This is a genomic window from Arthrobacter sp. 35W, from assembly GCF_000482545.1.
GTDB lineage: Bacteria > Actinomycetota > Actinomycetes > Actinomycetales > Micrococcaceae > Specibacter.
Genome location: NZ_KI519454.1, coordinates 1,132,593 through 1,158,743, shown reverse-complemented (window position 1 = coordinate 1,158,743; position 26,151 = coordinate 1,132,593). Strand labels below are relative to the sequence as shown.

The following is a 26,151-nucleotide window of genomic DNA, read 5'->3' as shown; positions in this document are numbered from 1 at the left end:
AACACGTGCGGGTAAAGCGCGTGCTCAACAACAACGCGGTTCTGGCCGTCGACGACGAGGGCCACGAAGTCGTAGCCATCGGCAGGGGTCTCGGCCACGGACGACGCCCCAACGACAGCCTGGACGGCACCAGCATCGACCAGGTCTTCATCGCCGGCGGAGACGCAAGCAGCGACCGGCTCGCCCAGTTCCTCTCGGACATTCCACTGGTGTACATCCGCGCAGCCGGCAAGGTTGCCGAACTGGCGCGGGACCAGCTCGAACTGCGCATCAGCCAAAGCCTGATTCTGCCCTTGGCCGACCACCTCCACTTCGCCGCCCAGCGACTCCGCGAAGGCATCAACGTGGAATTCCCGCTTGGCTGGGAGGTAGCCCAGCTCTATCCCAAGGAACTGGCAACCGGGCGAGCCGCCGTTCAGATCGCCAACCGTGCCTTGGGCATCGACTTGCAGCCCGACGAGGCCGTGGCGTTGGCACTGCACTTCGTCAACGCACAGTTCGCCTCCCCAGGGCTGAACAAGACGTTCCAAATGACCGAGATCATCACCCAGATCTTCGACATCATCGACCACGCCTTTGGCATCACAGTCGACCAGCAATCCATGAACGCCGCACGGTTTGTCACCCACCTGCGGTACCTGTTCATCCGGGTCGCCTCCGGCAAGCAGATCACCGAGCCCAACACGGTGCTCTCCAACGCGATCGCCGAAACACACCCCGAAGCATGGGGGTGCGCCGCAAAGATCCAGTTCCGCCTGGAGATGGGTCTTTCAGCAGTCCTGACGCAGGACGAAGTCGCCTACCTTGGCCTGCACGTGGCCCGCCTCACGGCGGAGCTCCGGGCCTAGGAACCGGCAACGGCGTCGTGCACAAACACCGCATGACGCCGAACATTCCTTCGACGGTCCACCCAGCCCAGGAACGTCTCCCAGACCCGGCTTCCTGCTGCCCGTCGCTGCCTACACCCGGGGTGCCCGATTGGAACCGGGGCTGCCCCAATCCCTCACAACGACCGCCCAGATTGGAACCACCACGATGCCCGGATCAATTCCCCCGCAACCATCAACCACCCACGCACTCTCGGGAGCAACGATTGCCCAAGCCATCACGGCACGGACTTTCCAAGGAGTTGGCGTCAGCCCTGGACGCATCGTTGCTTCCATCCGCCAGATGCCCAAACCCGTGGACGAGCCACCGTTGGGAGAACGGCTCGACGCTGGTGCCAGCCAGGACGACGCCGTCGCCAGTCTGAGGACCGCAGCGCAGGCCGTCCACGACGAACTCAAAGGGCGGGCAAGGACCGCCTCCGGCGATGGCAGGGCCGTTCTGGAAGCCACGGCGCTCATGGCCAAGGACACCATGCTGCTGAATTCGGCTGCCAAACTGATCAAGGCAGGGAGCTCGGCGGAACGGGCCATTTGGGAAGCCGGTGCGTCCGTTGCCGAAATGCTGCACAATCTGGGCGGGTACATGGCCGAGCGCGCCATGGACGTCCTGGATGTGCGGGCCCGCATCGTTGCCGAGCTTCGAGGCGTCCCCGCTCCCGGCATCCCCTCCGCCGCAGCCCCCTTCATCCTTGTGGCCGAGGACCTTGCCCCGGCCGATACGGCAACACTGGATCCGGCAACGGTGCTCGCGCTGGTGACTTCGGGCGGCGGGCCGCAGTCGCATACGGCCATCATCGCCCGATCGCTCGGCCTGCCCGCGGTGGTCGCCGCACATGGTGTGGATACCGTCGCCGATGGGACCGAGGCCTATGTCGACGGTGCGGCCGGCTACATGGCGGCCTTGCCTACGGTCGAACAGCGGGCTGCGGCGGCCGCATGGGAGGAGAATTCGGCCGTCCTGGCCGGATTTGACGGAAATGGCACGACGGCGGACGGCCACCTGGTGCCACTTCTGGCCAACGTCGGTGGAGCCAAGGACGCTGTGGCCGCCGCCGCCTTGGGCGCCCAGGGCGTGGGTCTGTTCCGCACGGAATTCTGCTTCCTGGAGAGGGACACCGAGCCCTCCGTGGGCGAGCAAGCCGCTGCGTACAAGGCCGTATTTGATGCGTTCCCTGGCAAGAAGGTCGTCCTTCGCACCCTCGACGCCGGCGCCGACAAACCCCTGCCCTTCCTCACGGACGCCACCGAACCCAACCCTGCCCTGGGTGTTCGCGGCTACCGCACCGACTCCACGACTCCGGGTGTCCTGGAACGCCAGCTCGAAGCCATTGCCCGGGCAGATTCGGCCTCCGGGGCCGATGTCTGGGTCATGGCCCCCATGATCTCCACAGTGGCGGAGGCCAGACGCTTTGCCTCCCTGTGTGCTGCAGTTGGCCTGACGAATCCAGGTGTGATGGTGGAGGTTCCATCTGCAGCCCTGAGCGCTGCAGTAGTGCTGCGCGAGGTCGGATTCGCCTCCCTCGGCACCAACGACCTCACACAGTATGCGATGGCTGCCGACCGCCAACTCGGGCCCCTCGCCGAACTCAACACCCCCTGGCAGCCCGCCGTGCTCCGGCTCGTCCAGCTCACTGTGGAAGGCTCAGCATTGGAGGGCAACAACAAACCGGTGGGCGTATGCGGTGAGGCAGCCGCGGACCCGGCACTTGCCGTCGTACTCACCGGCCTCGGCGTCACCACCCTGTCCATGACCGCACGCTCTTTGGCCGCCGTCGCGACCGTGCTGAAAACGGTCACCCTCGGGCAGGCCCAGGACCTGGCCCATCTGGCCCTGTCGGCGCCAAGCGCCGTTGAAGCCCGCGAGTGGGTCCGCGCGAAACTGCCCGTGCTCGGAGAACTCGGCTTCTAAGGACGATCTGTGGGCGACGGGACTGAGGCAGTCAGGACGTGCTTCGGTCAGGACTCAGCCACCGGTGCAGGAGCCGAGTCTCCCTGCAGACGGCTGGCTGCCCAGCTGGCGAGGAGCCGGAGGCGTTCTTCTGACGGAGAGCCTGCCTCGGCTGTGTAAATCAGGAAGGACAGGTCCGGTTCGCTGGTGAGTTCGAGCCCCTCATAGGTCAGGGTGACGTCCCCGACGATGTCGTGGTGGAAGGTCTTCTCTCCCGCTCCGTGGCGGCGCACGTTATGCGCACCCCAGCGGGTCCGGAACTCGTCGCTTCGCGTGGAAAGCTCGCCAATCAAGTCCTGCAGGTCCCTGTTGAAAGGGTCGCGGCCCGCTTCGCTGCGCAGTATCGCGACAGTGACGTCGGCGGCGGCTTCCCAATCGGGGTAGAAGTTCCTGGCACGTTTCAAATCAAGGAATGCGAAACGTGCCAGATTGCCAAGCCCCGGGGCTGCCAGAACATCCGCGTAGAACGCCGTGCCAAGTTCGTTCGCAGCCAGGATGTCCATCCTGCCGTTGCGGACGAAGGCCGGGCCGGCAGTGATCGCATCAAGAGCCCGTTGCAGACCCGGCCGGATCGAATTCGATGGGGCGGTTCGGCGTCTAGGTTTGGCAGTGAGCGTGTTGGCTGCGCGGGCAAGATCAAACAGGTGGGCGCGTTCGGCGTCATCGAGCTGCAAGGCACCGGCGATCGCGTGAAGGACGGCGTCTGATGCCCCCGCAATGTTGCCGCGCTCGAGCTTTGCGTAGTATTCGACGCTCACGTCAGCAAGCATCGCCACCTCGGCCCGGCGCAGCCCGGCGACCCGCCGTTTGGCTCCGCTGACGGGCAGCCCGGCCCCTTCCGGGCTTACTTTGGCCCGCCGGGAGATGAGGAAGTCGCGGATCTCGGTTCGGTTGTCCATTGGGATGACGTTACCTGCCCGAGGACTTGCTGAGGGATCCTCTGCCAGTACACCCTTCAGCAGGGACTCCCCCAAACGCCAGGGAAGTCGTTGACTGGAGGAGAGCCCGGGAAGCGGGCAAGGGAGAGAACGAAATTTGAGACAAGGGAGAGAACATGCATACACGAACACTTGGCCAAGGCCTGCAGGTCTCGGCTGTCGGCCTGGGGTGCATGGGCATGTCACAAAGCTACGGCCCGAACCCCGGCGACCGCACGGCGATGATCGCAGTGCTCCGCGATGCCGTGGACATCGGGATCAACTTCTTCGACACCGCCGAAGTCTATGGGCCCTTCGTCAATGAGGAGCTGGTCGGGGAGGCACTGGCCCCGGTCCGGGACAAGGTCGTGATTGCGACCAAGTTCGGGTGGCATATCGAGAATGGCAAAACCGTTGGGCTCGACAGCTCCCCCGATCGGATCAGACGGGTCGCCGACGAGTCCCTGCGCCGGCTCGGCGTGGAGTCCCTGGACCTCTTCTACCAGCACCGCGTCGACCCGGACGTCCCCATCGAAGACGTCGCGGCTGCCGTGGGCGAACTCGTCCAGGCCGGCAAGGTACGCCACTTCGGCCTCTCCGAAGCCTCAGCAGCCACCATCCGCGCGGCCCATGCCATCCACCCCGTGACGGCTGTCCAAAGCGAATACTCCCTGTGGACACGGGATCCGGAACCGGAAGTGCTGCCAACGCTGGCGGAACTAGGCATTGGATTCGTCCCCTTCAGCCCGCTCGGGAAAGGCTTCCTCACCGGCACTGTCGACATGGGCACGCGATTCGCGGACGGTGACGTTCGGGGTACGATCCCGCGATTCACAGCAGAAAACCGGGCCGCGAACCAGGCCTTGGTGGACCACGTCGCTAAACTCGCCGCCGCCAAGGGTGCCACCCCTGGACAAATCGCGTTGGCGTGGCTTTTGGCCCAGCAGCCATGGATTGTTCCGATCCCCGGCACCCGCCGCCGGGAGCGCCTCGAAGAAAACGCGGGCTCGGCGACTGTCGCGCTATCGGCAGATGAGGTTGCCGACCTGGATGCTGTCGCCAGCCGGATCGGAGTGCAGGGCAATCGCTACAACGAATTGCACATGGGCCTCGTTGGGCGCTGACAACCGATGGCAACAACCATCCACAAACTATCAAGGAGAAACCATGTCCGACGCCACCCCTGAACCTTCCGGTGCGCAGCGAATGTTCGGAGACTTCGCACCAGCCCTCGTCGGCTACACCGATGACGTCCTCTTTGGTGACGCGTGGAAACGGGCCGAGCTTTCACCGCGGGACCGCAGCCTCGTCACCGTCGCCGCGCTGATTGCCGGAGGCAACACCGAGCAGCTGAACTTCCATCTGCCCTACGCCCGCGAGAACGGGGTAACCGAGCAGGAAATCATCGAAGCGATCACCCATCTGGCGTTCTATGCCGGCTGGCCCAAAGCAATGTCCGCACTGGGCGTAGCCAAAAACATCTTCACGGCCCCGAACGAGGGATGACTCCGGCTGCTGGAAACAACCGTGCGGCTGCCTGGGACGCGCCGTCTGAAGCCAGCCCGGCCGCGGGTCGGCCTCAGGCGTCGCGGACCGTGTCGGTCACTTGGTTGAGCAGTGCCCGCAGGTGGCCTGCCGCGTCCGATCCCAGAGCCTCGGTGATGACGCGTTCGACGTCGGCAATCACTTCGTCGGCCGCGTGCATCGCCTCCCGCCCAGCATCGGTGAGGTGCAATTCCTGCACGTGCCGGTGGCGCGGATGCTCGCGTCTTTCCAACTGTCCGCGGCTCTCAAGACGTGTCACCAGCGATGCGACGGCCTGGGGAGTCACGTTGAGGCGGCGGGCCAGTTCGGCACCGATGAGCCCCGGTTCCGAATGCACGGACATCAGGAGTGTGTAGTGAGCGGCAACCATGCCCAGCGGGCGCAATCGCTTTTCCTTGAGCGTCTGCACTGCCAGCTCCGCGCGCCGCAGGGCCCAAGTCACCCGGCTCAGCGCGCCAGGCCCGACGAGTTCCTCCTGATTGCCTATCACAGGTAAAGAATACGACACTTACTTACTATCAAACGTTTGACATGACACAACCATTTGAACAACACTTGTTTACATGACTCACCACACCACTGCCCTGATCACTGGCGCCTCCTCAGGGATTGGTGCCGGCTACGCCCGCCTTCTGGCCGACGACCACGACCTCGTCCTGGTCGCCCGGCGCCCCGAGCGTCTCAGCAATGTGGCCGAAGAGCTCCGCTCCCGGGGTGCAGTCGTCGAAGTGCTGCCAGCGGACCTCGGCACCCACGAGGGCATCGCCACTGTCTCCCGTCGTCTGGCCGCCGGGGACGTGCGCATGTTGATCAGCAACGCAGGCGCCAGCGGGTACGCTCCGCTCATCGACGTCGATCCCATGGACATCGACCGCCTGCTCACCCTCAACGCAGTGGCCCCCGTCCAGCTGGTCCGCGCCGCGCTTCCCGGAATGCTCGACGCCGGAGAAGGCACAGTCATCACCGTGGCCTCGCTGCTGGCCTTCAGCGCGGGCCTCGATGACCCCCGCGCACCCCGGCGCACCCTCTACGCCGCAGCGAAGGCCGCCACAGTCGCCTTCACGCGGACCCTCGCAGGCGAACTTGCCAACACGCCCATCCGCACGCAGCTGCTGCTCCCCGGCGTCGTGGCCACTGACTGGAACAGCGGCGCGGGCCGCAATATCCCCTGGGCGATGACCCCGGAGGACGTTGCCTCGGCCAGCCTTGTCGGGCTGCGCCAGAACGAGTCGGTCTGCACCCCCGGGCTGGAGGGCCAGGCAGCCGCCCTTGATGCATTGCTGGCCGCGGAGACTGCTCTGGTCAACGGAGGCAATCAGGCCGCCCTTGCCGCCAGATACTCCGGCCCGCGAGAGTAAAGGGTGCAGCGGGATTTTCTCCCGCCTTCGCCTCCTCGTGCATCAACTCGTGCCGGTGGCATTGAACCCTGCCTTCGGACTCTGCCAGTCTCCGTAAGAGCTCTTCATTTGGAGCTGTGCGAAGAAGGCGAATCAAACCTCGGGGTTTGCAGCTTCTCGAAGCCGGTTGCACGGAATGTTCGAAGTCGCCGGCGCCACCTCCCGTGCCCGCAAGTGGAATGCGAAGGGGCAATGACGGACTCTCTGTTCGACAGTTGGCAAGCCGTGGAGTGAGGCCCGCGGAATCCCACGGGCGGCTACGGCTACGCCGGTTCATCAGGGTGGGTGATGGCGAGGTTGTCATTAGAGGCATTGGCGGAATCCTCACCGGTCTGGAGGCTTGTGGTCTGGGCGTGCGACGCCAAGTTCTGACCTCGTCGCAGGAAGTCATGGCTGGCTCGGCCCGAGTGAATGATCGACCTCAGTGGACTCTTCTGGTGGGCGCCGCGGGCCGCCCGCCGCGACACCTTCGAGTCGCCCCCCGAGGCCAACGACCCCTAGAAGGGCTCGCAGATACACTGCCATATGCAGACCCAGGCTTTGGGCATGGCAGAAAGGGAAACCCACCAAAGGTCCCCCTGCGTCATGATGGAAGCCCCGATTTCCGGGATGAATACATACAGGCCAAACTGCACTGCGGCATCAAGCAAGGGATGACTCGCAATGACCACCAACCAGTGCAACCCACAAGCCGTGGGCCCGCAGATTCGGGCCAGCTAGGCCGCGCCAAGTGCATGTCGCGTGCACAGATTGGCGGATTTTGTGCACAGTCAGAGGCCCAAAGGCTCCCTGACGTGCGGAAACACTGTGCCCACGGCAAGACTCGAACCGGATTTTCACCCCTGCAAACACTGGGAACTGGAGGGAACATCCCCAATCCGGGCCAGTCCGGCACCAGTACGGACGAGTCCGACGGCGGAGGGTGTGCACATTGTGCACACCCTCCTTTTTGCCTTTGTCACTATCTGCGGAAGCCACTCCGGATAGTCCGCAGAAGAGGAACCGTCTTCGTATTCAGCAGAGACCACAATCGTCCCCAAACCTTTCCGCACACCTCGGCTGGGTACCCATTGCTATGGCATGTCTTGGATTTGGGGGGCACGGCAACCGACCCATCTCGCAGGCCTGCGGCAATGGCATCCGAAAACGTAAACGGCATCCTGGCGTGCCGTGTCGATGCACCGTATGGAGACGGGCCGACGTTTGCCACACGGGACGCTGAACCCGCCATCCTCAATCTGCAGCCACCGCCGATGGGCGGCCATTAATGACCCGGCTGATCTTTGCCGGCTTTCCCCGGGTCTGCACCCCTCCCTCATCGTAAGACCGCCGGCGCGGGTGGTCGCCGGAACGGGGAGGCGGATGCCGCAACAACGTGTTGCGGCATCCGCGGATGGCTGCGACCGCGCACTGTGGCCCAGCCAGATGGTCAGAGCCGAATGGGCTGGACCGCATCTGCGGCGAGGGCTGCCGCCATGAAAACATCAATCTGGGCCGTGTCGGGTGCCGTGGCGGGGCCAAATTTGGTGACGGCCAATGCCGCCGCCGCGTTGGCCCGTCGGACAGCTTCCAGGGGATGGACCGTGCGCAACAATGCCCCGGCCAGCACTCCGCCGTGGGCATCGCCGGCACCGTTTGAATCAACGGCCTCGACGGCGAATCCAGGGACGTGCTCCACATCGCCTGTTTCGGTGTGCCCGGTAAGCCAGCATCCTGCGGCACCGTCGCGGACGACCACCATGCCACCACTGCGTATCTGTCCCCGGAACCAGGCCGCGGCATGCTGGGGGTCGCTGAGCCCGGAGCCGAGGTAGGACTCCCGGGCATTTGCACTAAAGACATCCGTACGGGCCATGATCGTGTGGAAAATGGCCGGATCCAGTTCCGCGATCAGCGGTGAAGGATCAAAAAGCACCCGGCACGACGATGGCAGGTCCGTTACCCAGGAGGCCAGGGCCTGGGCGTTCTTGGGATGTGCCAGACTGTAGCCGCTGATGTAGATCAGATCGTCTGGCCGGACCTCCACCTTGTCCATATCGGCACGCGTCAGCTCTCCTTCCGCCCCCAGGTGGGTGATGAAGGTTCGCTCGGTGGAATTGTCCACGAGGGCCATGCAATAGCCGTTGTCCATGTCGGGGATGCCGTCCTGAACAATTTCCAGTCCCCCCTCGTACAGCGCTTTCCGAACGACGTCGCCGAACATGCCGGTGCCGTACTGGCCGGTGAAAACCACTGGCGTGCCATCGCGGACTGCGGCGGTCATGGTGTTGTATCCGCCACCGGCGGTGATCAGCGATGACGTCGCAAGCGTGTCACCGCCGGGACTGGGGATGTCTCCAATCGTCAGGACCAGATCGACAATGACGTTTCCTGTATAGATCAGCCGGGCCATGTCAGCGGCCCGCCTTGATCAAGACGCCCGCACGGTCATTGTCGACCGATTCCCGGGATCCGGTTCCGGTGGATTTGGCGCCGCCGAGCAGCGCGTAGGTCACAGCACCGACGGTGAAGGTCGCCACCCAGGCCACGCCGCTTTCTCCAATCCAGGTGTCATGGAGCCACCCGGCGAAAAGGATGTCCGACCCACTGCCGTGGACCACGGTGAAGAGCAGGCCCACGATGATGGCGGCCAACCAGCTGGCCATGGCACGCCAGGAAACGCCGGCCTTGTACCAGTAGCGTCCGGCGGGGCTCAGATCCATCAGGCCCGCCGGGTCGTAGGTCCGGCGGCCGATCATGTCGACAAGAAACACCGAGAGCCATGCGGTGATGGGGATGGCCAACAAGGAAATGAACGTAATGAACGGGCCGTAGAAGTTGTCCGCGATGAGCATGAAGTAGACGGCACCAACGAACGTGACGACAACGTCGACCCCCACCGCGTAGATACGTTTGGTTCTCAGTCCGAGCGTCAGCGTCGTCAGGCCGGCGGCGTAGACCGAAAGGTGGTTCGAGAGCAGCAGGCCGCCGAACGCTGCAATAAGGTAGGGCACAGCCATCCACGTGGGAAGCATCTCCCGGATTGCACCCACAGGGTCTCCGGCAGAGGCCAGGTTGGGGTCACCGGCGGCAAGAAGTGCACCCAGGGCGATCAGGACCACCAACGGTATCCCGGCCCCGGCCGCGCTTGAAGCAATCAGGTGCAGGGCCTTCGAGGACTTCTTCTGGTAGCGGGCCATGTCAGCGCCCGTGCTGCCCCAGCCGATGCCCGTGCCGGCCGCGATCACACCGATGCCGGTGACGACGGCGCTCATGGGTGCTGCAGGTGCGCTGCCCACGGCGGTCCAGTCCACGTGGGTGATAAGGAAAACGGAAACGACAACGTTCAAGGCACCGAATATCCAGGTGGCCCACTTCTGGATCACAAGAATTGCGCTGTGGCCCAGCCAGGAGACCAGCACCGTCAGGAGGATGAAAATGCCGATGCCCAGGAGGGTCAGGCCGGGGACTTCCTTGGCGCTGAACGACGTTCCGGCGATGATGCCGAACAGCGACAGGAGGACAAAGGCCGCCGTCGCGGTGTTGACGGTCTCCCAGCCGAGCCGTGAGAGCAGCGTGATGAACGTCGGGCCCATGTTGCCGCGGCTTCCGAAGACGGCCCTGGATAGGGTCAGACCCGGGGCGCCTCCGCGGCGCCCGGCAACCGAGACGATGCCCACCACGGCGAAGGATCCTGCCGCGCCCAGAACCGCGACGAGTATCGCCTGCCAAATGTTCAGCATTTGAAAGGCGACGAGCGTTGCTCCCAGAGGCAGCCCAAGGATGGAGATGTTCGCCGCAAACCATACCCAGAACAGCTGGGCTGGATGGCCGGTTCGCTCATTGCCGGGCACCGGCTCTATGCCTCGTTGTTCAACGTGGGTCAGTGACCCGGATTTGGGTGTGCTCATGGAGGGTTCCTTATCTTCATTGATGAGAATGGGGGTGCTGATGTGCAGAGTCTGGTTAGGCGCCTGTGCCCAGACGGAGGTGAAGGAGGTCGTTTGCCAGCGGCTCAAGGTGAAGGTCGTTGACGGTCCGGATGGTCTCAACGGCCCCTGCGGGCCAGCCGTCCAGGCCATGGACGGCCCCCAGCATGGCACCGGCCATGGCTGCGATGGTGTCCGTGTCGCCGCCGAGGCCTGCAGCCTCCAGCAGTGTCTGGAAGGGGTCCTCATCCAGCGCCACCAGGGCAAGCGCACACGTCACGGATTCCTGGGAAGCCACCGATGTGCCCACGACGTTGTACAGGGCGTCGGCTCGGGCCGACGGAGTCAGTGATTTCAGATGGCTGATGGCCCACATGGAGCGGTCGGCAATGTCGGCGCCGGCAATCCAATGTCCCCGCAGGGATCCCTCACGGGCCGCGGCAAGGGCGTACTCCAAGGCTTCCGGCACCCTTGCCCCGGCCACGCCGGCGCTGACGGCGGCCGACACGGCCGCCGCGCCCGCGATGCCCAGTGACGTGTTGTGGGTGACCATGCTGGCGTTCACCACGGAGTCCAGAAAGGTGGCCATATCCAAACATTCGACGGCAATGCCGACCGGCGCGATCCGCATGGCTGCCCCGTTGGTCGTTCCGTACCGTCCGGCGTCTTCGGGGTCCCCGCCCTGCCGGATGATTTCCACTGCGGCCTTTGTCGATGGGCCCAGCAGGTCCAGGGAGCCGCGGTCCTTCATGCTTTGTTCCCACCGCATGAGGCTGGAAGCGAAAACCAGTGGCTCAATGCGGCCGTCCCCGCTCACCAGCAGCTCGCCCACCATGACGGCCTGCTCCGTGTCGTCGGTGACGGTGCCGGCCGGCATGCCCGCGGCTATGGCCTGCCGTGGACCTGCAGCCCTGAAGCCCTCAAGGCGGCCATAGTCCTGAAGGATCCACTCCCTCGGCATCGATTGCGTGGGCATGCCCAGCGCATCACCGATTGCCAGGCCGTACAGGGCGCCGGCGGCGGCGCTGCGCATGGACAAGGGGATGGGGGAAATGACTTCGTGGTTGGTGTGCGACTGCATCTCAGGCACCAAATTTCACGTGGAGGCGGAACCGTTCGGGATCCAGCCAACTGACGACCTTTTCCACGAACCGCCCCTCGGGATCAAACGACAGCCGAGTGCTGTGGATGAACATCTCCCCCACTTCACGCTGAAGGATCAGTGCCTCGGTTGCAGCCAACGGCGCCACGGCGACCCACTGCTCGCCACGGCTTGCCACCAGTCCGGCCTGTCGCATGGTGGCGCTCAGCGAGCCACCGACAAGACCGGCCTTTGGAGCGTCGACAATGGAGCCGGTTGCCGGAACCCGGCTGCGTTCCAGCGAAACGGCGCGGCCGTCCACCACGTGCCGGACACGGTCCACCGCCAGGAAGGACATTGATTCGGTACCGACCTGGGCTGCCAGGTCGGGGTCGACAATGCATTCGAGCCGGAGAATGTCAGTCTCCATCTGCACTCCGCTCGAGGCCAGTGCACTGGCCCACCCGGTCGCGGTGTCCAGGTTGTGCCCGTCAAAGCTGACGAACGAGCCCACTCCGCCCTGGGTCGAGATCAACTGCTCCTGAGCCAATTCCTCCAACGCCGCGCGAATCGTTCCCCTGCTGACGGAAAACCGCTTGGCCAGGGAGTTCTCCCCCGGCAGCCTCGACCCCAGCTTCAGCGTGCCCGACTGGATGTCTGTGCGAATTACCCGGGCAACTTCTTGGCGTTTCAAATCATTGGATTGCATACAGGTACAGTACCTGTACTGAACCTGTACAGTCAAGCTTTTTTGTGAGCCGGACTACATCACGCGCCTTTTCGGACCCGCGGGTCGGTGATGGACACCGCCGAGGGGGCACGGGCGGTGGACGGCAGATCGGCGGCGGTCACCGTCAATGCCCCGATTCATCTGAGACTCCTGCGGGAAACAACCGGCTTCGCCTCCGTTGCCAGTGCTGCTGTCGATCCTGTTGGCAATGCCGTTCCGGCATGCCCTCGCGAAGATGCGCATCCGGCTCAGACGACGTCCACGGCTTCACGATCCGCATCCCCCACCAATAGGAAAGCATGCGGGGCCTCGGAGCCGGCACCCGGCCTCGGCCCTGGCACGACAATTATTCTGCGAAGCTTCGGCCGGGCAGAGACCCAGTGCTGCCGCGACCGGCAGCAAAAGAGGGCAATTGAGCCGGATCGCCTCAGCCCGGGCCGAAACTACAAGGCGGCCGCCATGGTGCTGGACGATCCGCCAGGATGAACAGGTACGGGCATCAAACTAGATGTAGGGATCATGTCTGCGTTTGTCATGGACTGGACCTCGAACTGGCCACGCAAAGAATTCCCGAAATGTTTGGGCCACCTCATGTCGCTGTCAGACATTTCAACGATGAACAGGTGACGGGCAGAACACAAGCCACGAATCCGGGGCACGCAATGATTAGCAACCAGCGCAACCCACACGCCATGGCACCGTAGATACGAGCCAAAAAGGCCACGCCAAGTGCACGTCGTGTCAACACTTTGGCGGGTTTTGTCCACAGTCAGAGGCCCAATGGGCCCCCGACCTGCGGAAACACTGTGCCCGAGGTGGGACTCGAACCGGATTCCAGCCCTTGCAAACACTGGGAAGTTCAAAAAACATGCCGAATCCGGCCCAGTCCGGCACCGGTACGGCCAAGTCCGACGGCGGAGGGTGTGGACATTGTCCACACCCTCTTTTGTGTTTCAACTGCCAACCATGCAGCATGAAATGGCAGGGTCGATCTGCCAATTGGAGATGGTCCCCCTCATGATCACAATCTGGCTCACTCCACAGTGCAAAGAGGCACTGTGCCGGACCTGTCTCGGCTAGTCCAGATACCCACCGCTGACGCCGCAGGTGACCTTGCACCATCAGCTGGCACCACAAACCGTGGATGGCCAGGGCCATAACGCAGCTGCCCTCGTTCCCACCAGCCGTGTTCAGGCATCCTGTGCGAGGTCCCGCCTGGCGAACCGCACGAGCCCGATCGCCCACAGAACGGCGGCCACGGCGGTCAGGACCAGGATCGGAGGCATCGTGAACTGGCCGACGGGCAGGCGGGGTGTTGCCGTGAGCGGCGTGTTGCCCGTTATGAGGGTCGGTAGGCTGAACAGCTCGCCAAAGACGCTGATGATGACGACTGCAGCAAAGAACGCCCACGACAGCGAAGGGGCCAACCGGGGAACGACACCGATCATGAAGACTGTGACACCTGCCGTGACCAGAACGCCTGGCCAGTAGATGACCGACGCACACAAAAGCGCCCACACCTGCGCAGCGTCGTTCTGGGAAGCCCCGTACGCAGACCCCATCACAACTCCGCCGACAACGAGCATAAGGGCCGAGCCGATGATGGGAAGCAGGAGCCGTCCGCCAGCCCACTGGATCCGGGAGATGCTGCCCGCGAGCTGCGGCTCGGCGCGGCCGGACGCCTCCTCGACACGCACCTGCAATGCACTCTCAACGACGAACGCGCTGGCGACGATCGCGTTCAGCATCACCAGCAGTGCAATGACGCCTTTCGTGGCCGAGGAACCGTTTGGGCCAAACACTGCAGCGAACACGGGGTTCGATCCAAGCAGGTTGGCCATGGCCGAAGCCACCGATCCATACAGCAGGGCCATCACAACCACTGCGGCGAACCAGCCTGCGATCGACGCGCGCTGCAACCGCAAAGCGAGGCCGAACGGCGTCATCATGAACCGCCCGGCCGCGGACGGACCGGGACGGTCCGGCAGAACCCCTGCGCCCAGGTCACGGCGGGCTTCAATCCTGACGGCAATTGCACACAAGGTGATGGCACCACCTACCAATGGCGCCAACGGCCACCAACGGTTCTCCCCGAAGGCGCGCATCTGCTGCGCCCAACCGATCGGTGACAGCCCCGAGATCCAGCCGGGAGTGGTCCCCGTTCCATCCAGATCGCCGATGGCGCGGACCACAAATGCTGTGCCGATCACGACCGCGGCCAAACCATTCGCACCGCGGCTAGTAGAGGTGAGCTGGCCGCAGGCTGCGGAAACGCCCAGAAAGAACAGGCCAAGCCCGGCCAGCGAGGCGCCAAGGACCAGGCTGCCGTCGAAGGGGAGCGGCATGGCGGCGGCAACGGCGGTGATCGCTGCACCGACCAGAATGTCGAAGCCTCCCACCACCAGGTAGTTCGCAACGGTGTACGCGTGGCGCCCCAGGACGTTGGAGCGCAGCAGTTCCGTACGCCCGTCCTCCTCGTCGGCACGTCCATTGCGCGTCACCAGGAACGATGTGGCGAAGGCAAGGGTGACAGCGAGCGTCATCCAGATCTTGAGCACCAGAATCCCGCCCAGGGTGTCAGCCGCATAGGGGGTCCCCGTAAGGGCGGCGACAGACGGCGTATTCGCGATGGATGCGTAGGCCTCCCGGTCCGCCTCGGTGGGGAATGCGGCGCGTTGGGATTCGTACACCAGCGGGATCATGCCCACTAGCACCACTGCCCAGATCAGAAGACGCAGCCAGTTGCGCCGCAGGATGAAACGCACCATGGACACACACCCCTGCAGGGTTCCTGTGATTGACACACGGTGTGCAAAGGAACGGGGCCGTCCGGCCGCAGCCGGGGCGGTTGCTGTGGTCACGGGACGCTCACCCCATTTGCGGCCAGCTCGGTGCCGTAGTGCCGCAGGAAGAGTTCTTCCAGGGACGGCGGCGTGGAGACAAGCGCCCGCGGCTTGAAGTGGGCCAGCTCCGCCAGCACAAGGCCCAGATCCGGATCCGCGACCGTGAACGTGGCCCGCTGCCCATCCATGGCAAGATCGTTCACGCCAGGCACCGGCGAGAGGTCGGCCGTGGTGTCGTCCAGGATGACTGAAATGGTGGTGCGGCGCAGGTGGCGCAGTTCCGCCAGAGTGCCCGACTCGACGGTCTTGCCCAGTCGGATGATGGTCACCGTGTCGCAAAGGTTTTCAACCTCCGCGAAGATGTGGCTGGACAGCAGCACCGACCGCCCCTCAGTCCTGGCTTCGCGGATGCAGGCGCTGAATGCAGCCTCCATGATCGGGTCAAGCCCCGAGGTCGGTTCGTCGAGGATCAGCAGTTCCGCATCCGAGGCCAGCGCGGCGACCAAAGCCACCTTCTGCCGGTTGCCCTTGGAATAGGCGCGCGCCTTCTTCGAGGGGTCGAGGTCGAACCGCTGAAGCAGTTCGTCCCGGCGCGTGGTGTTCACGCCGCCCCTGAGCCTGCTGAGGATGTCGATGGCCTGTCCGCCCGTGAGGTTTGGCCAGAGGTTGACGTCGCCCGGAACGTAGGCGATCCGCCGGTGCAGGGCGACGGCGTCGTTCCACGGATCGCCGCCCAGGACGCGAACCGTGGTCGCCTCCGCCCGCAGCAGCCCCAACAGAATCCGGATGGTGGTGGACTTGCCCGAGCCGTTGGGGCCAAGGAAGCCGGCGATCTGGCCTGTCTCGACCCTCAGGTCCAGGCCGTCGAGGGCGCGTTGGCGGCCGAACGACTTGCGCAGGCCGACGACGTCGACGGCAAGACTGGTTGTGGTCATGGGAATCCTCCGTAGCGAAGACTTGGACGGATGGCGGAGCGGTCGCCGACCCACGGAACAGGCGCCGGCGAGGCGTGGATGTGGATGTGGGGCAGATCCTCAAGGCTCTCTGGCTAATCGTCGGGTGCGTCTTTTACAGCGTCTTCGGCGCCGTGGACGACCAAGACGGGGCAGCGGGCGTGGGCCACGCAGGCCGAGCTGACGGAGCCCAGCAGAAGTCCAACGAAGCCGCCGTGTCCGCGTCGGCCCACCACAAGCATGTCTGCGCCTTCGCTTGCATCTATCAGCGCCGGCCGCGGGTGGCCGTGGATGAGGCGGGCGGATACGTTCTCCGGCTTGCCCTCGGGATAGGCCTTGTCGATGGTCTCGTTGAGGACCTGTCGGGCCCCGCTTTCGTAGTCGATGTCGCCGAATGCGTACGGCAGTGCGGCAACATTGGGCACGCTCCAACAGGCCACGGCGTCGACTCCTGCACCCGTTGCTGTGGCAAGGCGGGCGGCCTCGCGGAGTGCGGCAATGGAGGATTCGGAACCGTCGATTCCCACAACTATCCGGCCTCCGCTCTTGTCTTCGGTCATGGCCCGGTCCCTTCCTCGTCGGCATCTTCGTAGCACCAATGCTTGAGCGTCCGGCCCCGGGTGGCTAGGGCCTTTGGACTCCATATCGCCGGCGGATCCGTTCTGTGCCTGACATGGCCACGCGGGAACGGCGCATCTGGCAGGTCCCCGCCGTCTGATGTATTCGGGTCCAAGGGCCCTGCCGTCCGCGGATCCTTGTGGTGGATCATTGATCGAAGAACGCAGTCCACAGACATCACCCAGCCACCGGCAAGGCGAACTGCGAAGGATTAGGGACATGGCACTCTCCGACCACGAACAACGGGTCATTCAGGATCTCGAAGAACAGCTGGCTGCAGCCGATCCACGACTCGCCAGGACCCTCAGCCTGCACGGTATGCAGCGCCGGTCGGGACGTTTGACGGGTACTGGACTTGCCATGGTGGCCCTGGGCATCATGGCCATGGTCGCCGCCCTGCTCGTTGAATCAGTCCCTCTGGGCGTTGGCGCCTTTCTGGTGATGGCTGCGGGGCTCTACACCGCAACATTGCCGGCCGCGGTCGTCGGGTGGCGCCACGGTCAGGCGGGCCTGGACAGCAATGCCCGATCGTTGCCGGACCGGTGACCTTTGCCTCTGGCAACCCATCTGCCAGTGCCGGAGAATGGAGGGTTCCGACTCACAGACCACCATATCCGCGGCCAGCTGGTCGGGGTAGAGTACCGCCAGTGGCAACCAGTCCAAGGAGGACAGTGATGGACGGTATCTCGGCTTCACCTTCCGGGCCCTCCCCCGACGTGGCGCCGGCCATCCGTGTCTTCATCCTCGATGACCACGAGTTGGTCCGGCGTGGTTTGCAGGACCTGTTGGAGGGCGAAGGGTTCGCCGTGGTGGGATCTTCGGGATCAGCCGTCGAGGCGGCACGGCGGATTCCGGCACTTCAACCGGACGTTTCGGTGCTCGACGCCCGACTCCCGGATGGGACGGGCATTGAGGTCTGCCGGGATGTCCGATCGGTCGATCCGCAGCTGAAATGCCTGATCCTCACCAGCTACGACGATGAGCAGGCGCTGAGGGGGGCTGTGTTGGCCGGTGCCGCAGGGTATTTGCTCAAGGAGATCGGCGGCACCGACCTCCTCACGGCCATCCGGCGCGCAGCGCGTGGGGAGTCCCTGTTCGACGCGGACCTGAAGTCGAGGATTGTGCATGGAATGGCCGAGCCCGAGCACGGAGATCCACGCGTGGCTTCGCTGACCTCGCAGGAACGCCGGGTGCTGATGCTGATCGGACAAGGCATGACGAACCGGCAAATCGGGGCCGAATTGTTCCTCGCGGAAAAGACCGTGAAGAACTACGTTTCGTCCCTGCTGGCAAAGCTTGGTTTTGAACGGCGAACCCAGGCCGCCGTCTACATCACGCGTACCTAGAGTGGGCGGACCCTATGCAGAGGCTCCGGCTAGCTTCCGGGAGTGGATCTGACGCTGCCAGCCAGTGGAACCGTCCATTCAAAATGGGTTCCGCCGGTGTCTGCATCGTCCACGGTGAAGGTCCCCCCAAGGTCCCGGGCACGAGCGGCCATGTTGTCCAGACCGCTGCGGTTGGCTGGGCGGCCGACGCCGTACCCGTCGTCGACGACCGTGACGCTGATCCTGCCTTCGTCCGCGGCCACGGAAACGTCGATGCTACCGGCCTCGGCATGCCTGACTGCGTTGCTGACCCCTTCGGAGACCACAGCAAGCACCTGCAGCGCCACATCATGGGGGATCTGTGAATCGATGGGACCGGACAGGTGGAGCCGCGGGGTGAAAGGCAACGGCCGTGACACCTTCCGGACTGTCTGGAGAATTCTGCTGCTCAACATATCGACCTCTCCGGAGGTGGCCCGCAGCGAGTAGATGGTTTCTCGCAGTTCCCGGATGGTGGCGTCAAGTTCGTCGGTGATGGCGCTGATCCGCTCAACCGCCTGCGGGTCGGTGGTAAAGCGGGCCAGGCTCTGAACGCTCAGCCCGGCGGCAAACAGCCGTTGGATGACGACGTCGTGGAGGTCCTTGGCGATGCGGTCCCGGTCCATGAAGACCGCCAGCTGCTCGCGAAGCTTGTGAGCCCGTGCCAGTTCCAGGGCCAGTGCCGATTGGGCGCCATAAATGCCGGCCATGGCCGTGGCGGGGGCGGAGTAGGTTCCCCGGCCAGGTCCGCGGACCAGGATCAGCACGCCACCTTTGGTCGCGTGCGATCCCAGTGCCACCAGGAGCGCTGATCCGGACACGGTGTCCGCCAGGGGACCCAGCAGGCTCGATGCCGAGTCAAAAGAGGCCGGTTGCTGCGTGGCCCAAACACCACCCACAAGGTCAGGGTCAATGTGGAGCGAACTGCCGATGAATTCGTTCGCCAAGTCGCCGGCGCCGGCGGATACATAAATCAAACCGTCGGCATCGGGTTGGACACCGATGAGGGCCAGGATCGAATCCGAGGCGTCCATGGCCGCTTTGGCGACCAATGTCGGACCGGATTCAGCGGCGCCGGCGTCGTTCATCATCTGCACTGCGACCTGCATGCCCGCCGCCAGCCACCGTGAACGCAATTGTGCGTCATCAAAGAGCCTGGCGTTTTCTATGGCGAATCCGGCCGCCGCCGCCAAAGCTCCGGCCAGATCTTCGTCCTCGGCGGTGAACAGCTGGCCGCCTTGCTTTTCGGTCAAATAGAGGTTGCCGAAGACAACGTTGCGGACCCTGATCGGCACGCCCAGAAAGGTCCGCATGGGCGGGTGGTGGGCCGGAAATCCGTAGGAGGCAGGATGGTCGTGGAGGTTCGGCAGGCGGATCGGGTGTGGCTCCCTGATCAACAGGCCAAGAACCCCATGCCCGGTGGGGAGCGGACCGATTAGTGCCGCCTCGTCAGGGTCGATGCCCTCGGTGACGAAGTGGCTTAGCTGCTGTCCCTCCCCGATGACTCCCAATGCCCCATAGGTGGCATCCAGCAGGTGGCAGGCCGCGTGCACCACACGTTTGAGCACTTCCTCCAGGCTCAACTCCTCGGCAATGGACATCACCGCGTCCAGAAGCCCCTGCATCCTCTCCTGCGGGTGCCGCGGCACCCGCTCCGCGGGGGCAGGATCCGCCGCCTCGTCGGACTGAGCATGTGCCGGGGAAGGCTGGATCCCTCCCCGCTCGGAGTGTTGCGCATTGTCCACCAGATACCTCCGAATAGTGACGATGGCCGGTGACCACGGGCGCGACTGAATGGGCTGACACTTTGAGCACAGGATACCCCCAGGTCTTCCAGCCATGACAGGCCATGCCGGCCGGTGGCGGGCCTTTGTCCTCTACCACGACCAAACCAGCCCGCCTAGTGTCGGCCCCATGACGAACAAACCAGCCACCCCTGAAACGGAAACCCTGACTGCCCACGAATGCTGGGCACTGCTGCGCGGTGTGTCCGTAGGGCGGCTGGCGGTATGGGTCGCCGACCACCCCGACATCTTCCCCATCAACTACACCGTCGACCACGGCACCCTGGTGTTCCGGACGGGCGAAGGCACCAAACTTGCCGCCGCCCTGGATGAAACGCCTGTCGCGCTGGAGGCCGACGGCGTCGACGCCGATACGGGCATTGCCTGGAGCGTCGTGGTGAAGGGATCCACTGCGCCCATCAACTCCACTGACGAGGTCTTGGACAGTTTTTCGCTGATGCTCTTTCCCTGGCAGTCCGGCCACAAGGACGCCTTCATCCGCATCTCCCCCACCTCCGTCACCGGGCGCCGTTTCAGGGTCACCCCGCCGGCCGAATGGTGGACGGCACATGCCAACGCCCCACAGGCTTCGCCGGAATGAGCAGCAGGGGCCTTAAGCCTCTAACCTGCTTCCTCTGGCGACCGTAGCGTCAGAATCATGAACACCGATGGAAATTCAGCAGTGGAAATGCTCACAGCGGACCAATGCTGGGAGCTCTTGGCATCGATGTCCGTGGGCCGCCTGGCGGTCATTGTCGACGGACATCCGGACATCTTTCCCGTGAACTACGTCGTGGATGAACGCACGGTGGTCTTCCGCACCGCCCCAGGGACAAAACTGGACGGCGTCCACACCAGCAACCCTGTCGCACTGGAAGTCGACGGTTACGACAAGGCGGAGAACCTGGCGTGGAGCGTGGTGCTGCGGGGGGTCGCTGAGGAGCACACCCGGCCCATCGGCCCGTACGAGAGCGCCCTGGTTTCCAGCCTGCCGTGGCAGGCAGGGGAAAAGAACCACATTGTCCGCATCACCACCTTGAATCTGAGCGGGCGGCGGTTCACCGCCACCCGGCCCGACATCTGGTCCGCCCCCGCCAACGACCCCAGGCGCGCGGTCTTCGAATAGCCTCCGGCACCCTCCCTGGAAAGGACCACCATGAAAGCGCTGATCTACCACGGCCCCGGTGACAAATCCTGGGCGGACGCCCCGGATCCGCAACTGGCCAGCCAAAGCGACGCGATCATCCGCGTTGACACCACCACCATCTGCGGCACGGACCTCCACATCCTCAAGGGCGACGTCCCCGCCGTCCAACCGGGGCGCATCCTCGGCCACGAGGGCGTCGGCACGGTGGTGGAAACCGGTTCCGCCGTCCATGGTGTCGCCGTCGGCGACCGTGTCCTGATCTCCTGCATCAAATCGTGCGGCCACTGCCCCAACTGCCGCACCGGCCTGTACTCGCACTGCCTCGGCGGGGAGGGGCAGTCCGGCATCGGCTGGGTCCTGGGCCACCTGATCGACGGCACCCAGGCCGAGTACGTGCGGATCCCCTACGCCGACAACTCCTTGTACAAGCTGCCCGACGGCGTCAGCGACGCCGAGGCCGCCATGCTTTCGGACATCCTGCCCACCGGCTTCGAAATCGGTGTCCAGGCGGGCCGCGTCAAGCCCGGTGATGTGGTGGCGGTCATCGGGGCCGGCCCCGTCGGGCTGGCCGCCATCGCCACGGCCGGACTCTACGGTGCCGCGGCCATCATCGCCGTCGACGTCGACCAGAACAGGCTTGAGCAGGCTTTGGAGTTCGGGGCCACAGCCACCGTTGACTCTTCGGCCGGGGATTGGGAGAAGCAGGTCCTGGCCCACACCGACGGTGCCGGAGTGGACGTAGCCATCGAAGCGGTCGGGGTCCCCCAAACATTCACCATGGCCCTCGGGATCGTCCGCCCCGGCGGCAACGTCGCCAACATCGGCGTCCACGGCCGCAGTGTGGACCTTCCCCTACAGGATCTGTGGATCCGCAACATCAACATCAGCATGGGACTGGTGAACACGAACACCACCCCCATGCTGCTCAAACTCGTCGCCGGACACAAGCTCCCGGCCGCCATGTTTGCCACCCACACCTTCGACTTCGAGCACATCCTCGACGCCTACGACACCTTCTCCCGGGCGGCGCAGACCAAGGCGCTCAAGGTCATTATCACCCGCACCAACCCCCAGCAGTGAGTGAAAGGCGCATCAGCCATGGAACAGATCACCATCATCGGCAGCGGCAGCATGGCCCGGGCCCTCGCAGTCCGCATGCTCGCGGGCCGGCACTCCGTGCAGATCCTGGGCCGCAACGGTGAAAAGACCCGCGAACTCGTCGAATCCCTCGGTGCCGGCGCCCAGGGCGGCGGCGAAGGGGCAGCCATCGAAGGCGGCATCGTCTTCCTGGCCGTCCCGTACGAGGAAGGCAAGAACACCGTCATCTTCTATGGCGAGGCACTGGCAGGTCGCGTTGTTGTCGACATCAGCAATGCCGTGGACCTGGCCACCTTCGACCAATTGAGGATCCCCGCAGGCACCTCCGCGGCCGAGGAGATCGCCAAGCACGCCTCCAAGGACGCCCTGGTGGTGAAGGCCTTCAACACCTGCTTCGCCGGGCCGCTGGCGGCCGGCCAGGTGGCCGGCGTGCCGCTGGACGTTTTCATCGCCGGCGACTCCCAGGATGCCAAGACCAAGGTCAGCGCCGTCGTGGCCGCTTCCGGACTGCGCCCCATCGACGCCGGACCGCTCCGGCGGGCACGCGATCTGGAGGCCATGATGCTCCTGGTCATGGGCCTTCAAGTCAACCCGAACCACAACAACTTCAACTGGGACACCTCCCTCAAACTCCTCCCCTAGGACTGTCATGGACACCACAGCCACCCATCCGAACCGCATTGTCGTCGGCATCGACGGATCCGACTACTCCACGCACACCCTCACCACGGCAGCCACGTTCTCGAACGCGATGAATCTGCCGTTGGCGATCATCAGCTGCTGGAGCCGGTCCGACATCTACTTCGCAGCAGAGATTCCGGTCGGCGGATTCCCCGAAGCCGGCATCCTGGAGGATGAAGCCACCCGTCTGGTGGAGCAGGCCGTCGAACGTGCGTTCGGCCCAGAGCGGCCCGCCGGCCTGGTGGTCACCGTCAGATACGGCAACCCCGCACAGATCCTGATCGAGGAAAGCCGGAATGCCCGTCTGCTGGTGCTGGGCCGCCGCGGACGGGGCGGCTTTCTCGGACTCCGGATAGGCTCCGTGTCCGCCGCCTGCGCGGCACACGCCCACTGCCCAGTGCTCATCGTCAACGAACAGGCCTAGGACCCCATCAGGCACCCCGCCACGGACTGTACGGATGGCGCCATGATCCTCCTCCGGCGATATCCAATGATCACGGCCACCATCGTGGTGGGGGCCGTAGTTCTGGCCTTGCTCCTGCTCGGCCAAGGGTCTGCGGCCAGGTGGGTGGCCAGCACCTTTGCCGTGGCCGCTGCCCTTCTCCGCGGCGCCGCCATGGCCAAGGACATCGCCCACGGGCGGTGGGGCGTCGATATTCTGGCCATCACGGCCATCGCCAGCACCGTGGTCGTGGGCGAGTACATTGCCGCACTGATCGTCGTCCTGATGCTCGCTGGAGGCTCCGCTTTGGAGGACTACGCCTCGGGACGGGCGCAGGCCGAACTCGGCGCACTGCTCGCCCGCGCCCCGCAGATCGCGCACAGGGAGGCGGAGGGGGGCATTCTTGAGGACATCGTCGTCGCCGACGTCCTCCCCGGCGACGTGCTTGTACTGCGCCCCTCGGAGGTGGTGCCCGTCGACGGCAGGCTGTTGTCTGCCTCTGCAGCCTTTGATGAATCAGCGATCACCGGTGAGAGTCTTCCCGTGGACCATGTCGTGGGCGACGCCGTGTTGAGCGGGTCGGTGAACGGCGATGCGGCCGTCAGGCTGGCAGCCACCGCTACGGTGGAGGATTCCCAGTACAGCCGGATCGTGGCGCTGGTCCAGGAAGCGGCCAACAGCCGCGCCCCGGTGGTCCGTCTGGCCGACCGCTACGCCGTCCCCTTCACCCTTGTGGCCCTGTTGCTGGGTGTGGCGGCCTGGTTGGCCAGCGGGGACCCTGTGAGGTTTGCAGCGGTGTTGGTGGTTGCCACGCCCTGCCCCCTGCTGATCGCCGCCCCGGTGGCCTTCCTGGGTGGTATGAGCCGGTCCGCACGCAATGGAATTATCGTCAAGAATGGCGGGACGTTGGAACAGCTGGCCCGCATCAGGACGGTGGTCTTCGACAAGACCGGCACCCTGACCAGGGGTCGCCCGGCGTTGGAGGAGGTCAGGACAATGCCCGCCCCTGCCGGCATGGTTGGCCCCGCGGAACTGCTGGCCCTGGCGGCGTCGGCCGAGCAGTATTCCTCCCACGTCCTGGCCGCTTCGGTGGTCAAGGCTGCACTTGCCCGCGGATTGGAGCTGCGGCAGCCGGACGAGGCCGCCGAGCACGCCACCGACGGTGTGGCCGCCATCGTGGGCGGCCACACCGTTGTCGTCGGCAAGCAATCCTTCGTGGCACGAACATCGGGGCCGGTTCCTGGGACGGAGCTCACCAGTGGACAGCTTGCCGTGTATGTCGGCATCGATGGCCGCTTTGCCGGAACCCTGATCATGAGCGACCCGCTGCGCGAAAACGCTTTGGAGACACTGGCCAGCTTGCGGCGGCTTGGCGTACGGAAGGCCTGGATGGTAACCGGCGATGCCCAGGCCACCGCCGACCACATCGCCGCTCTGGCCGGGATCTCCGAGGTCCGGGCTGAGTGCCGGCCCGAAGACAAGGTGGCCATTGTCCGCTCCATGGAGCTGCGGCCGGTCATGATGGTCGGCGACGGCGTCAATGACGCCCCCGTACTTGCCGCCGCGGAGGTCGGCGTCGCCATGGGTGCCAAAGGATCCACCGCTGCAAGCGAATCAGCGGATGTGGTGGTGATGGTGGACAACCTTGCCAAGGTGTCCAGAGCCGTCCGAATCGGCCAGGACACCATCCGCATAGCCGTACAGAGCATTTGGATCGGCATCGGGCTCAGCCTGGGGCTGATGGTGTTGGCAGCTGCCGGTTTCATCCCCGCCGTCGCCGGGGCGCTGAGCCAGGAGCTGATCGACTTGGCCACCATCCTCAACGCCCTGCGTGCGTTGAAGTGGCGCGAACGCGCCGAAGGGGCCGGCAACCACCCGCCTAGCCCCGGGCCGCCCCCGGCAGGTCAGCAACAGGAGCGGCCAGCTGCGCCTTCACTCCACCACGGGTCACCAGAGTCGGGCAGGTGATGTGGGTGAGGATGTCGGAGCCGACGGTGCCAATCAGCACCTGTTTCAGGGCCCCCCGGCCGCGGCTGCCGACGACCAGCAATTCAGCGCCCTCGGCGGCCCGGACCAACGCCTCAGCCGGGGTGCGCCGGCTTTCAAAGACATAGCGGACCTCCAACTCTGGATAGCGGGTGGCAAGGGTTTCTGCCGCTTCGCCGAGGATCCTTTGCTGGTCCGCTTCGATCTTCGCCTGGACGGATTCCTGCGGCAGGTGTCCGCGAAGCCAGGGGTTGGGGATGGGGTTGGCATGGACGACAGTCAGGCCGTGGCCGAGGCTGTGGGCTTCCGCAGCGGCAATCCGCAGAGCCGTATTCGACTCCGGCGAACCATCGACACCGACCACAACTCCGGTGCCAGGGAGCACCGGCCGGCGGGGAACCACCGCAACGGTGCACCTGCTCACTGTCGCGATTTGGAGGCTGACGGCGCCGAACCCCTCCCCGTGGCGGCCCGGGTGTTTGTCGGTGCCCACCACCACCAGGGCGGCCTTGGCCGACAGTTCACTCAGCACGGCCGCCGGCTCACCCATCCGCACCAGCGTATGCACGGATGATGCCGGAACCACAGCGGATATCCGCTGCCTCTCGGATTCCAGAAGATGGGCAAAGGCCTTCATGACCGACGGAAAGAACTCGTCCTCACTCGGGAGCCAGTACTCGGGAACACTGTGCACAAGAAGCATGTCGCTGCCGAGCCGTTGCGCGCGGCGCGCGGCCCAATCCACGGCGCCTTGGGCCGTTGCCGAGCCATCTATGCCCACGATGATCAAGCGTGTCATCTCCGTTGCTCCTTCGGTGGATT

The 26,151-nt window shown here is 64.8% G+C and carries 24 protein-coding genes; 13 read left to right on the top strand and 11 right to left on the bottom strand.

What is annotated here, in order from left to right:
• The first annotated feature begins 5 nt into the window (after positions 1–5).
• A complete protein-coding gene (locus tag K254_RS0104900) occupies positions 6–848 on the top strand; it encodes a PRD domain-containing protein (protein WP_026554423.1) in 843 nt (280 codons plus the stop codon).
• A 187-nt stretch (positions 849–1,035) separates the two neighbouring features.
• Positions 1,036–2,796, top strand: coding sequence for a phosphoenolpyruvate--protein phosphotransferase (gene ptsP / locus K254_RS0104895; RefSeq protein WP_081709903.1), 1,761 nt, complete (start codon positions 1,036–1,038; stop codon positions 2,794–2,796).
• A gap of 47 nt (positions 2,797–2,843) precedes the next feature.
• Here ptsP and K254_RS0104890 read toward each other — a convergent pair whose 3' ends face one another.
• Positions 2,844–3,734, bottom strand: a complete 891-nt coding sequence (locus K254_RS0104890) for a helix-turn-helix transcriptional regulator (RefSeq protein ID WP_026554421.1) — start codon at positions 3,732–3,734, stop codon at positions 2,844–2,846.
• A 155-nt stretch (positions 3,735–3,889) separates the two neighbouring features.
• Between K254_RS0104890 and K254_RS0104885 the strand changes: the two genes are divergently transcribed.
• Both K254_RS0104885 and K254_RS0104880 read left to right on the top strand, forming a co-directional pair.
• A complete protein-coding gene (locus K254_RS0104885) occupies positions 3,890–4,876 on the top strand; it encodes an aldo/keto reductase (protein WP_026554420.1) in 987 nt (328 codons plus the stop codon).
• 43 nt (positions 4,877–4,919) lie between these two features.
• Positions 4,920–5,258 carry a carboxymuconolactone decarboxylase family protein gene (locus K254_RS0104880; RefSeq protein WP_026554419.1) on the top strand — a complete coding sequence of 113 codons (339 nt, stop codon included), beginning with the start codon at positions 4,920–4,922 and terminating at the stop codon, positions 5,256–5,258.
• A 73-nt stretch (positions 5,259–5,331) separates the two neighbouring features.
• Here the strand turns inward: K254_RS0104880 and K254_RS0104875 are convergent, their stop codons facing one another.
• Positions 5,332–5,787: a MarR family winged helix-turn-helix transcriptional regulator gene (locus tag K254_RS0104875; RefSeq protein WP_026554418.1), complete on the bottom strand. Its 456-nt coding sequence runs from the start codon at positions 5,785–5,787 to the stop codon at positions 5,332–5,334.
• Between the two features lie 73 nt (positions 5,788–5,860).
• Between K254_RS0104875 and K254_RS0104870 the strand changes: the two genes are divergently transcribed.
• On the top strand, positions 5,861–6,655 hold the full coding sequence (locus tag K254_RS0104870) for an SDR family NAD(P)-dependent oxidoreductase (protein WP_026554417.1): 795 nt from the start codon (positions 5,861–5,863) through the stop codon (positions 6,653–6,655).
• A 1,468-nt stretch (positions 6,656–8,123) separates the two neighbouring features.
• Here the strand turns inward: K254_RS0104870 and K254_RS21820 are convergent.
• The 7 genes from K254_RS21820 to K254_RS21810 all read right to left on the bottom strand — a co-directional run bounded on the left by K254_RS21820 (position 8,124) and on the right by K254_RS21810 (position 16,769).
• Positions 8,124–9,086 (bottom strand): PfkB family carbohydrate kinase, encoded by a 963-nt coding sequence (locus tag K254_RS21820; RefSeq protein WP_051388843.1) that lies wholly within the window; start codon positions 9,084–9,086, stop codon positions 8,124–8,126.
• 1 nt (position 9,087) lies between these two features.
• On the bottom strand, positions 9,088–10,584 hold the full coding sequence (locus K254_RS21815; RefSeq protein WP_051388841.1) for a purine-cytosine permease family protein: 1,497 nt from the start codon (positions 10,582–10,584) through the stop codon (positions 9,088–9,090).
• A gap of 55 nt (positions 10,585–10,639) precedes the next feature.
• Positions 10,640–11,683: an ADP-ribosylglycohydrolase family protein gene (locus K254_RS0104845; RefSeq protein WP_051388839.1), complete on the bottom strand. Its 1,044-nt coding sequence runs from the start codon at positions 11,681–11,683 to the stop codon at positions 10,640–10,642.
• Position 11,684: 1 nt separating this feature from the next.
• On the bottom strand, positions 11,685–12,428 hold the full coding sequence (locus K254_RS0104840; RefSeq protein ID WP_231391748.1) for a GntR family transcriptional regulator: 744 nt from the start codon (positions 12,426–12,428) through the stop codon (positions 11,685–11,687).
• Positions 12,429–13,603: 1,175 nt separating this feature from the next.
• Entirely contained in the window at positions 13,604–15,181 is a 1,578-nt protein-coding gene (locus K254_RS0104835; RefSeq protein WP_051388838.1) for an ABC transporter permease, read from the bottom strand.
• Between the two features lie 89 nt (positions 15,182–15,270).
• Positions 15,271–16,191 carry an ABC transporter ATP-binding protein gene (locus K254_RS0104830; protein WP_026554413.1) on the bottom strand — a complete coding sequence of 307 codons (921 nt, stop codon included), beginning with the start codon at positions 16,189–16,191 and terminating at the stop codon, positions 15,271–15,273.
• Positions 16,192–16,304: 113 nt separating this feature from the next.
• The gene (locus K254_RS21810; protein ID WP_035749015.1) at positions 16,305–16,769 is read right to left on the bottom strand and encodes a universal stress protein; all 465 of its coding nucleotides are present in this window, start codon (positions 16,767–16,769) and stop codon (positions 16,305–16,307) included.
• Between the two features lie 277 nt (positions 16,770–17,046).
• On the opposite strand from K254_RS21810, the gene K254_RS21805 reads away from it, so the two are divergent.
• Together K254_RS21805 and K254_RS0104815 are read left to right on the top strand one after the other, a co-directional pair.
• Positions 17,047–17,373 carry a DUF3040 domain-containing protein gene (locus tag K254_RS21805; RefSeq protein ID WP_051388836.1) on the top strand — a complete coding sequence of 109 codons (327 nt, stop codon included), beginning with the start codon at positions 17,047–17,049 and terminating at the stop codon, positions 17,371–17,373.
• A gap of 128 nt (positions 17,374–17,501) precedes the next feature.
• Positions 17,502–18,173, top strand: a complete 672-nt coding sequence (locus tag K254_RS0104815; RefSeq protein WP_026554412.1) for a response regulator — start codon at positions 17,502–17,504, stop codon at positions 18,171–18,173.
• A gap of 29 nt (positions 18,174–18,202) precedes the next feature.
• Here K254_RS0104815 and K254_RS0104810 read toward each other — a convergent pair whose 3' ends face one another.
• Positions 18,203–19,936, bottom strand: a complete 1,734-nt coding sequence (locus K254_RS0104810) for a GAF domain-containing sensor histidine kinase (RefSeq protein WP_231391747.1) — start codon at positions 19,934–19,936, stop codon at positions 18,203–18,205.
• 169 nt (positions 19,937–20,105) lie between these two features.
• Between K254_RS0104810 and K254_RS0104805 the strand changes: the two genes are divergently transcribed.
• Genes K254_RS0104805 through K254_RS21800 form a run of 6 tightly spaced genes read left to right on the top strand, consistent with a single transcriptional unit; the run spans position 20,106 to position 25,311 of the window.
• Entirely contained in the window at positions 20,106–20,576 is a 471-nt protein-coding gene (locus tag K254_RS0104805) for a pyridoxamine 5'-phosphate oxidase family protein (protein WP_026554410.1), read from the top strand.
• A gap of 57 nt (positions 20,577–20,633) precedes the next feature.
• On the top strand, positions 20,634–21,101 hold the full coding sequence (locus K254_RS0104800) for a pyridoxamine 5'-phosphate oxidase family protein (RefSeq protein WP_026554409.1): 468 nt from the start codon (positions 20,634–20,636) through the stop codon (positions 21,099–21,101).
• Positions 21,102–21,131: 30 nt separating this feature from the next.
• Positions 21,132–22,202 (top strand): zinc-dependent alcohol dehydrogenase family protein, encoded by a 1,071-nt coding sequence (locus tag K254_RS0104795; RefSeq protein WP_026554408.1) that lies wholly within the window; start codon positions 21,132–21,134, stop codon positions 22,200–22,202.
• Between the two features lie 18 nt (positions 22,203–22,220).
• Positions 22,221–22,862, top strand: a complete 642-nt coding sequence (locus K254_RS0104790) for an NADPH-dependent F420 reductase (protein WP_026554407.1) — start codon at positions 22,221–22,223, stop codon at positions 22,860–22,862.
• 7 nt (positions 22,863–22,869) lie between these two features.
• A complete protein-coding gene (locus tag K254_RS0104785) occupies positions 22,870–23,325 on the top strand; it encodes a universal stress protein (protein WP_026554406.1) in 456 nt (151 codons plus the stop codon).
• Positions 23,326–23,367: 42 nt separating this feature from the next.
• On the top strand, positions 23,368–25,311 hold the full coding sequence (locus K254_RS21800; RefSeq protein ID WP_081709901.1) for a heavy metal translocating P-type ATPase: 1,944 nt from the start codon (positions 23,368–23,370) through the stop codon (positions 25,309–25,311).
• Here K254_RS21800 and K254_RS0104775 read toward each other — a convergent pair.
• Positions 25,223–26,128: a universal stress protein gene (locus K254_RS0104775; protein ID WP_026554405.1), complete on the bottom strand. Its 906-nt coding sequence runs from the start codon at positions 26,126–26,128 to the stop codon at positions 25,223–25,225. The genes K254_RS21800 and K254_RS0104775 overlap by 89 nt on opposite strands.
• Positions 26,129–26,151: the final 23 nt, after the last annotated feature.

Bases quoted from the DNA above. Each gene is read 5' to 3' on its own strand.
- K254_RS21810 (WP_035749015.1), bottom strand. From the start codon at position 16,769: ATGACCGAAGACAAGAGCGGAGGCCGGATAGTTGTGGGAATCGACGGT.
- K254_RS21800 (WP_081709901.1), top strand. From the start codon at position 23,368: ATGATCCTCCTCCGGCGATATCCAATGATCACGGCCACCATCGTGGTG.
- K254_RS0104800 (WP_026554409.1), top strand. From the start codon at position 20,634: ATGAACACCGATGGAAATTCAGCAGTGGAAATGCTCACAGCGGACCAA.
- K254_RS21805 (WP_051388836.1), top strand. From the start codon at position 17,047: ATGGCACTCTCCGACCACGAACAACGGGTCATTCAGGATCTCGAAGAA.
- K254_RS0104835 (WP_051388838.1), bottom strand. From the start codon at position 15,181: ATGGTGCGTTTCATCCTGCGGCGCAACTGGCTGCGTCTTCTGATCTGG.
- K254_RS0104870 (WP_026554417.1), top strand. From the start codon at position 5,861: ATGACTCACCACACCACTGCCCTGATCACTGGCGCCTCCTCAGGGATT.
- K254_RS0104890 (WP_026554421.1), bottom strand. From the start codon at position 3,734: ATGGACAACCGAACCGAGATCCGCGACTTCCTCATCTCCCGGCGGGCC.
- K254_RS0104775 (WP_026554405.1), bottom strand. From the start codon at position 26,128: ATGACACGCTTGATCATCGTGGGCATAGATGGCTCGGCAACGGCCCAA.
- K254_RS0104790 (WP_026554407.1), top strand. From the start codon at position 22,221: ATGGAACAGATCACCATCATCGGCAGCGGCAGCATGGCCCGGGCCCTC.
- K254_RS21820 (WP_051388843.1), bottom strand. From the start codon at position 9,086: ATGGCCCGGCTGATCTATACAGGAAACGTCATTGTCGATCTGGTCCTG.
- K254_RS0104815 (WP_026554412.1), top strand. From the start codon at position 17,502: ATGGACGGTATCTCGGCTTCACCTTCCGGGCCCTCCCCCGACGTGGCG.
- K254_RS0104830 (WP_026554413.1), bottom strand. From the start codon at position 16,191: ATGACCACAACCAGTCTTGCCGTCGACGTCGTCGGCCTGCGCAAGTCG.
- K254_RS0104845 (WP_051388839.1), bottom strand. From the start codon at position 11,683: ATGCAGTCGCACACCAACCACGAAGTCATTTCCCCCATCCCCTTGTCC.
- K254_RS0104885 (WP_026554420.1), top strand. From the start codon at position 3,890: ATGCATACACGAACACTTGGCCAAGGCCTGCAGGTCTCGGCTGTCGGC.
- K254_RS0104785 (WP_026554406.1), top strand. From the start codon at position 22,870: ATGGACACCACAGCCACCCATCCGAACCGCATTGTCGTCGGCATCGAC.
- K254_RS0104795 (WP_026554408.1), top strand. From the start codon at position 21,132: ATGAAAGCGCTGATCTACCACGGCCCCGGTGACAAATCCTGGGCGGAC.
- K254_RS0104880 (WP_026554419.1), top strand. From the start codon at position 4,920: ATGTCCGACGCCACCCCTGAACCTTCCGGTGCGCAGCGAATGTTCGGA.
- K254_RS0104805 (WP_026554410.1), top strand. From the start codon at position 20,106: ATGACGAACAAACCAGCCACCCCTGAAACGGAAACCCTGACTGCCCAC.
- K254_RS21815 (WP_051388841.1), bottom strand. From the start codon at position 10,584: ATGAGCACACCCAAATCCGGGTCACTGACCCACGTTGAACAACGAGGC.
- ptsP (WP_081709903.1), top strand. From the start codon at position 1,036: ATGCCCGGATCAATTCCCCCGCAACCATCAACCACCCACGCACTCTCG.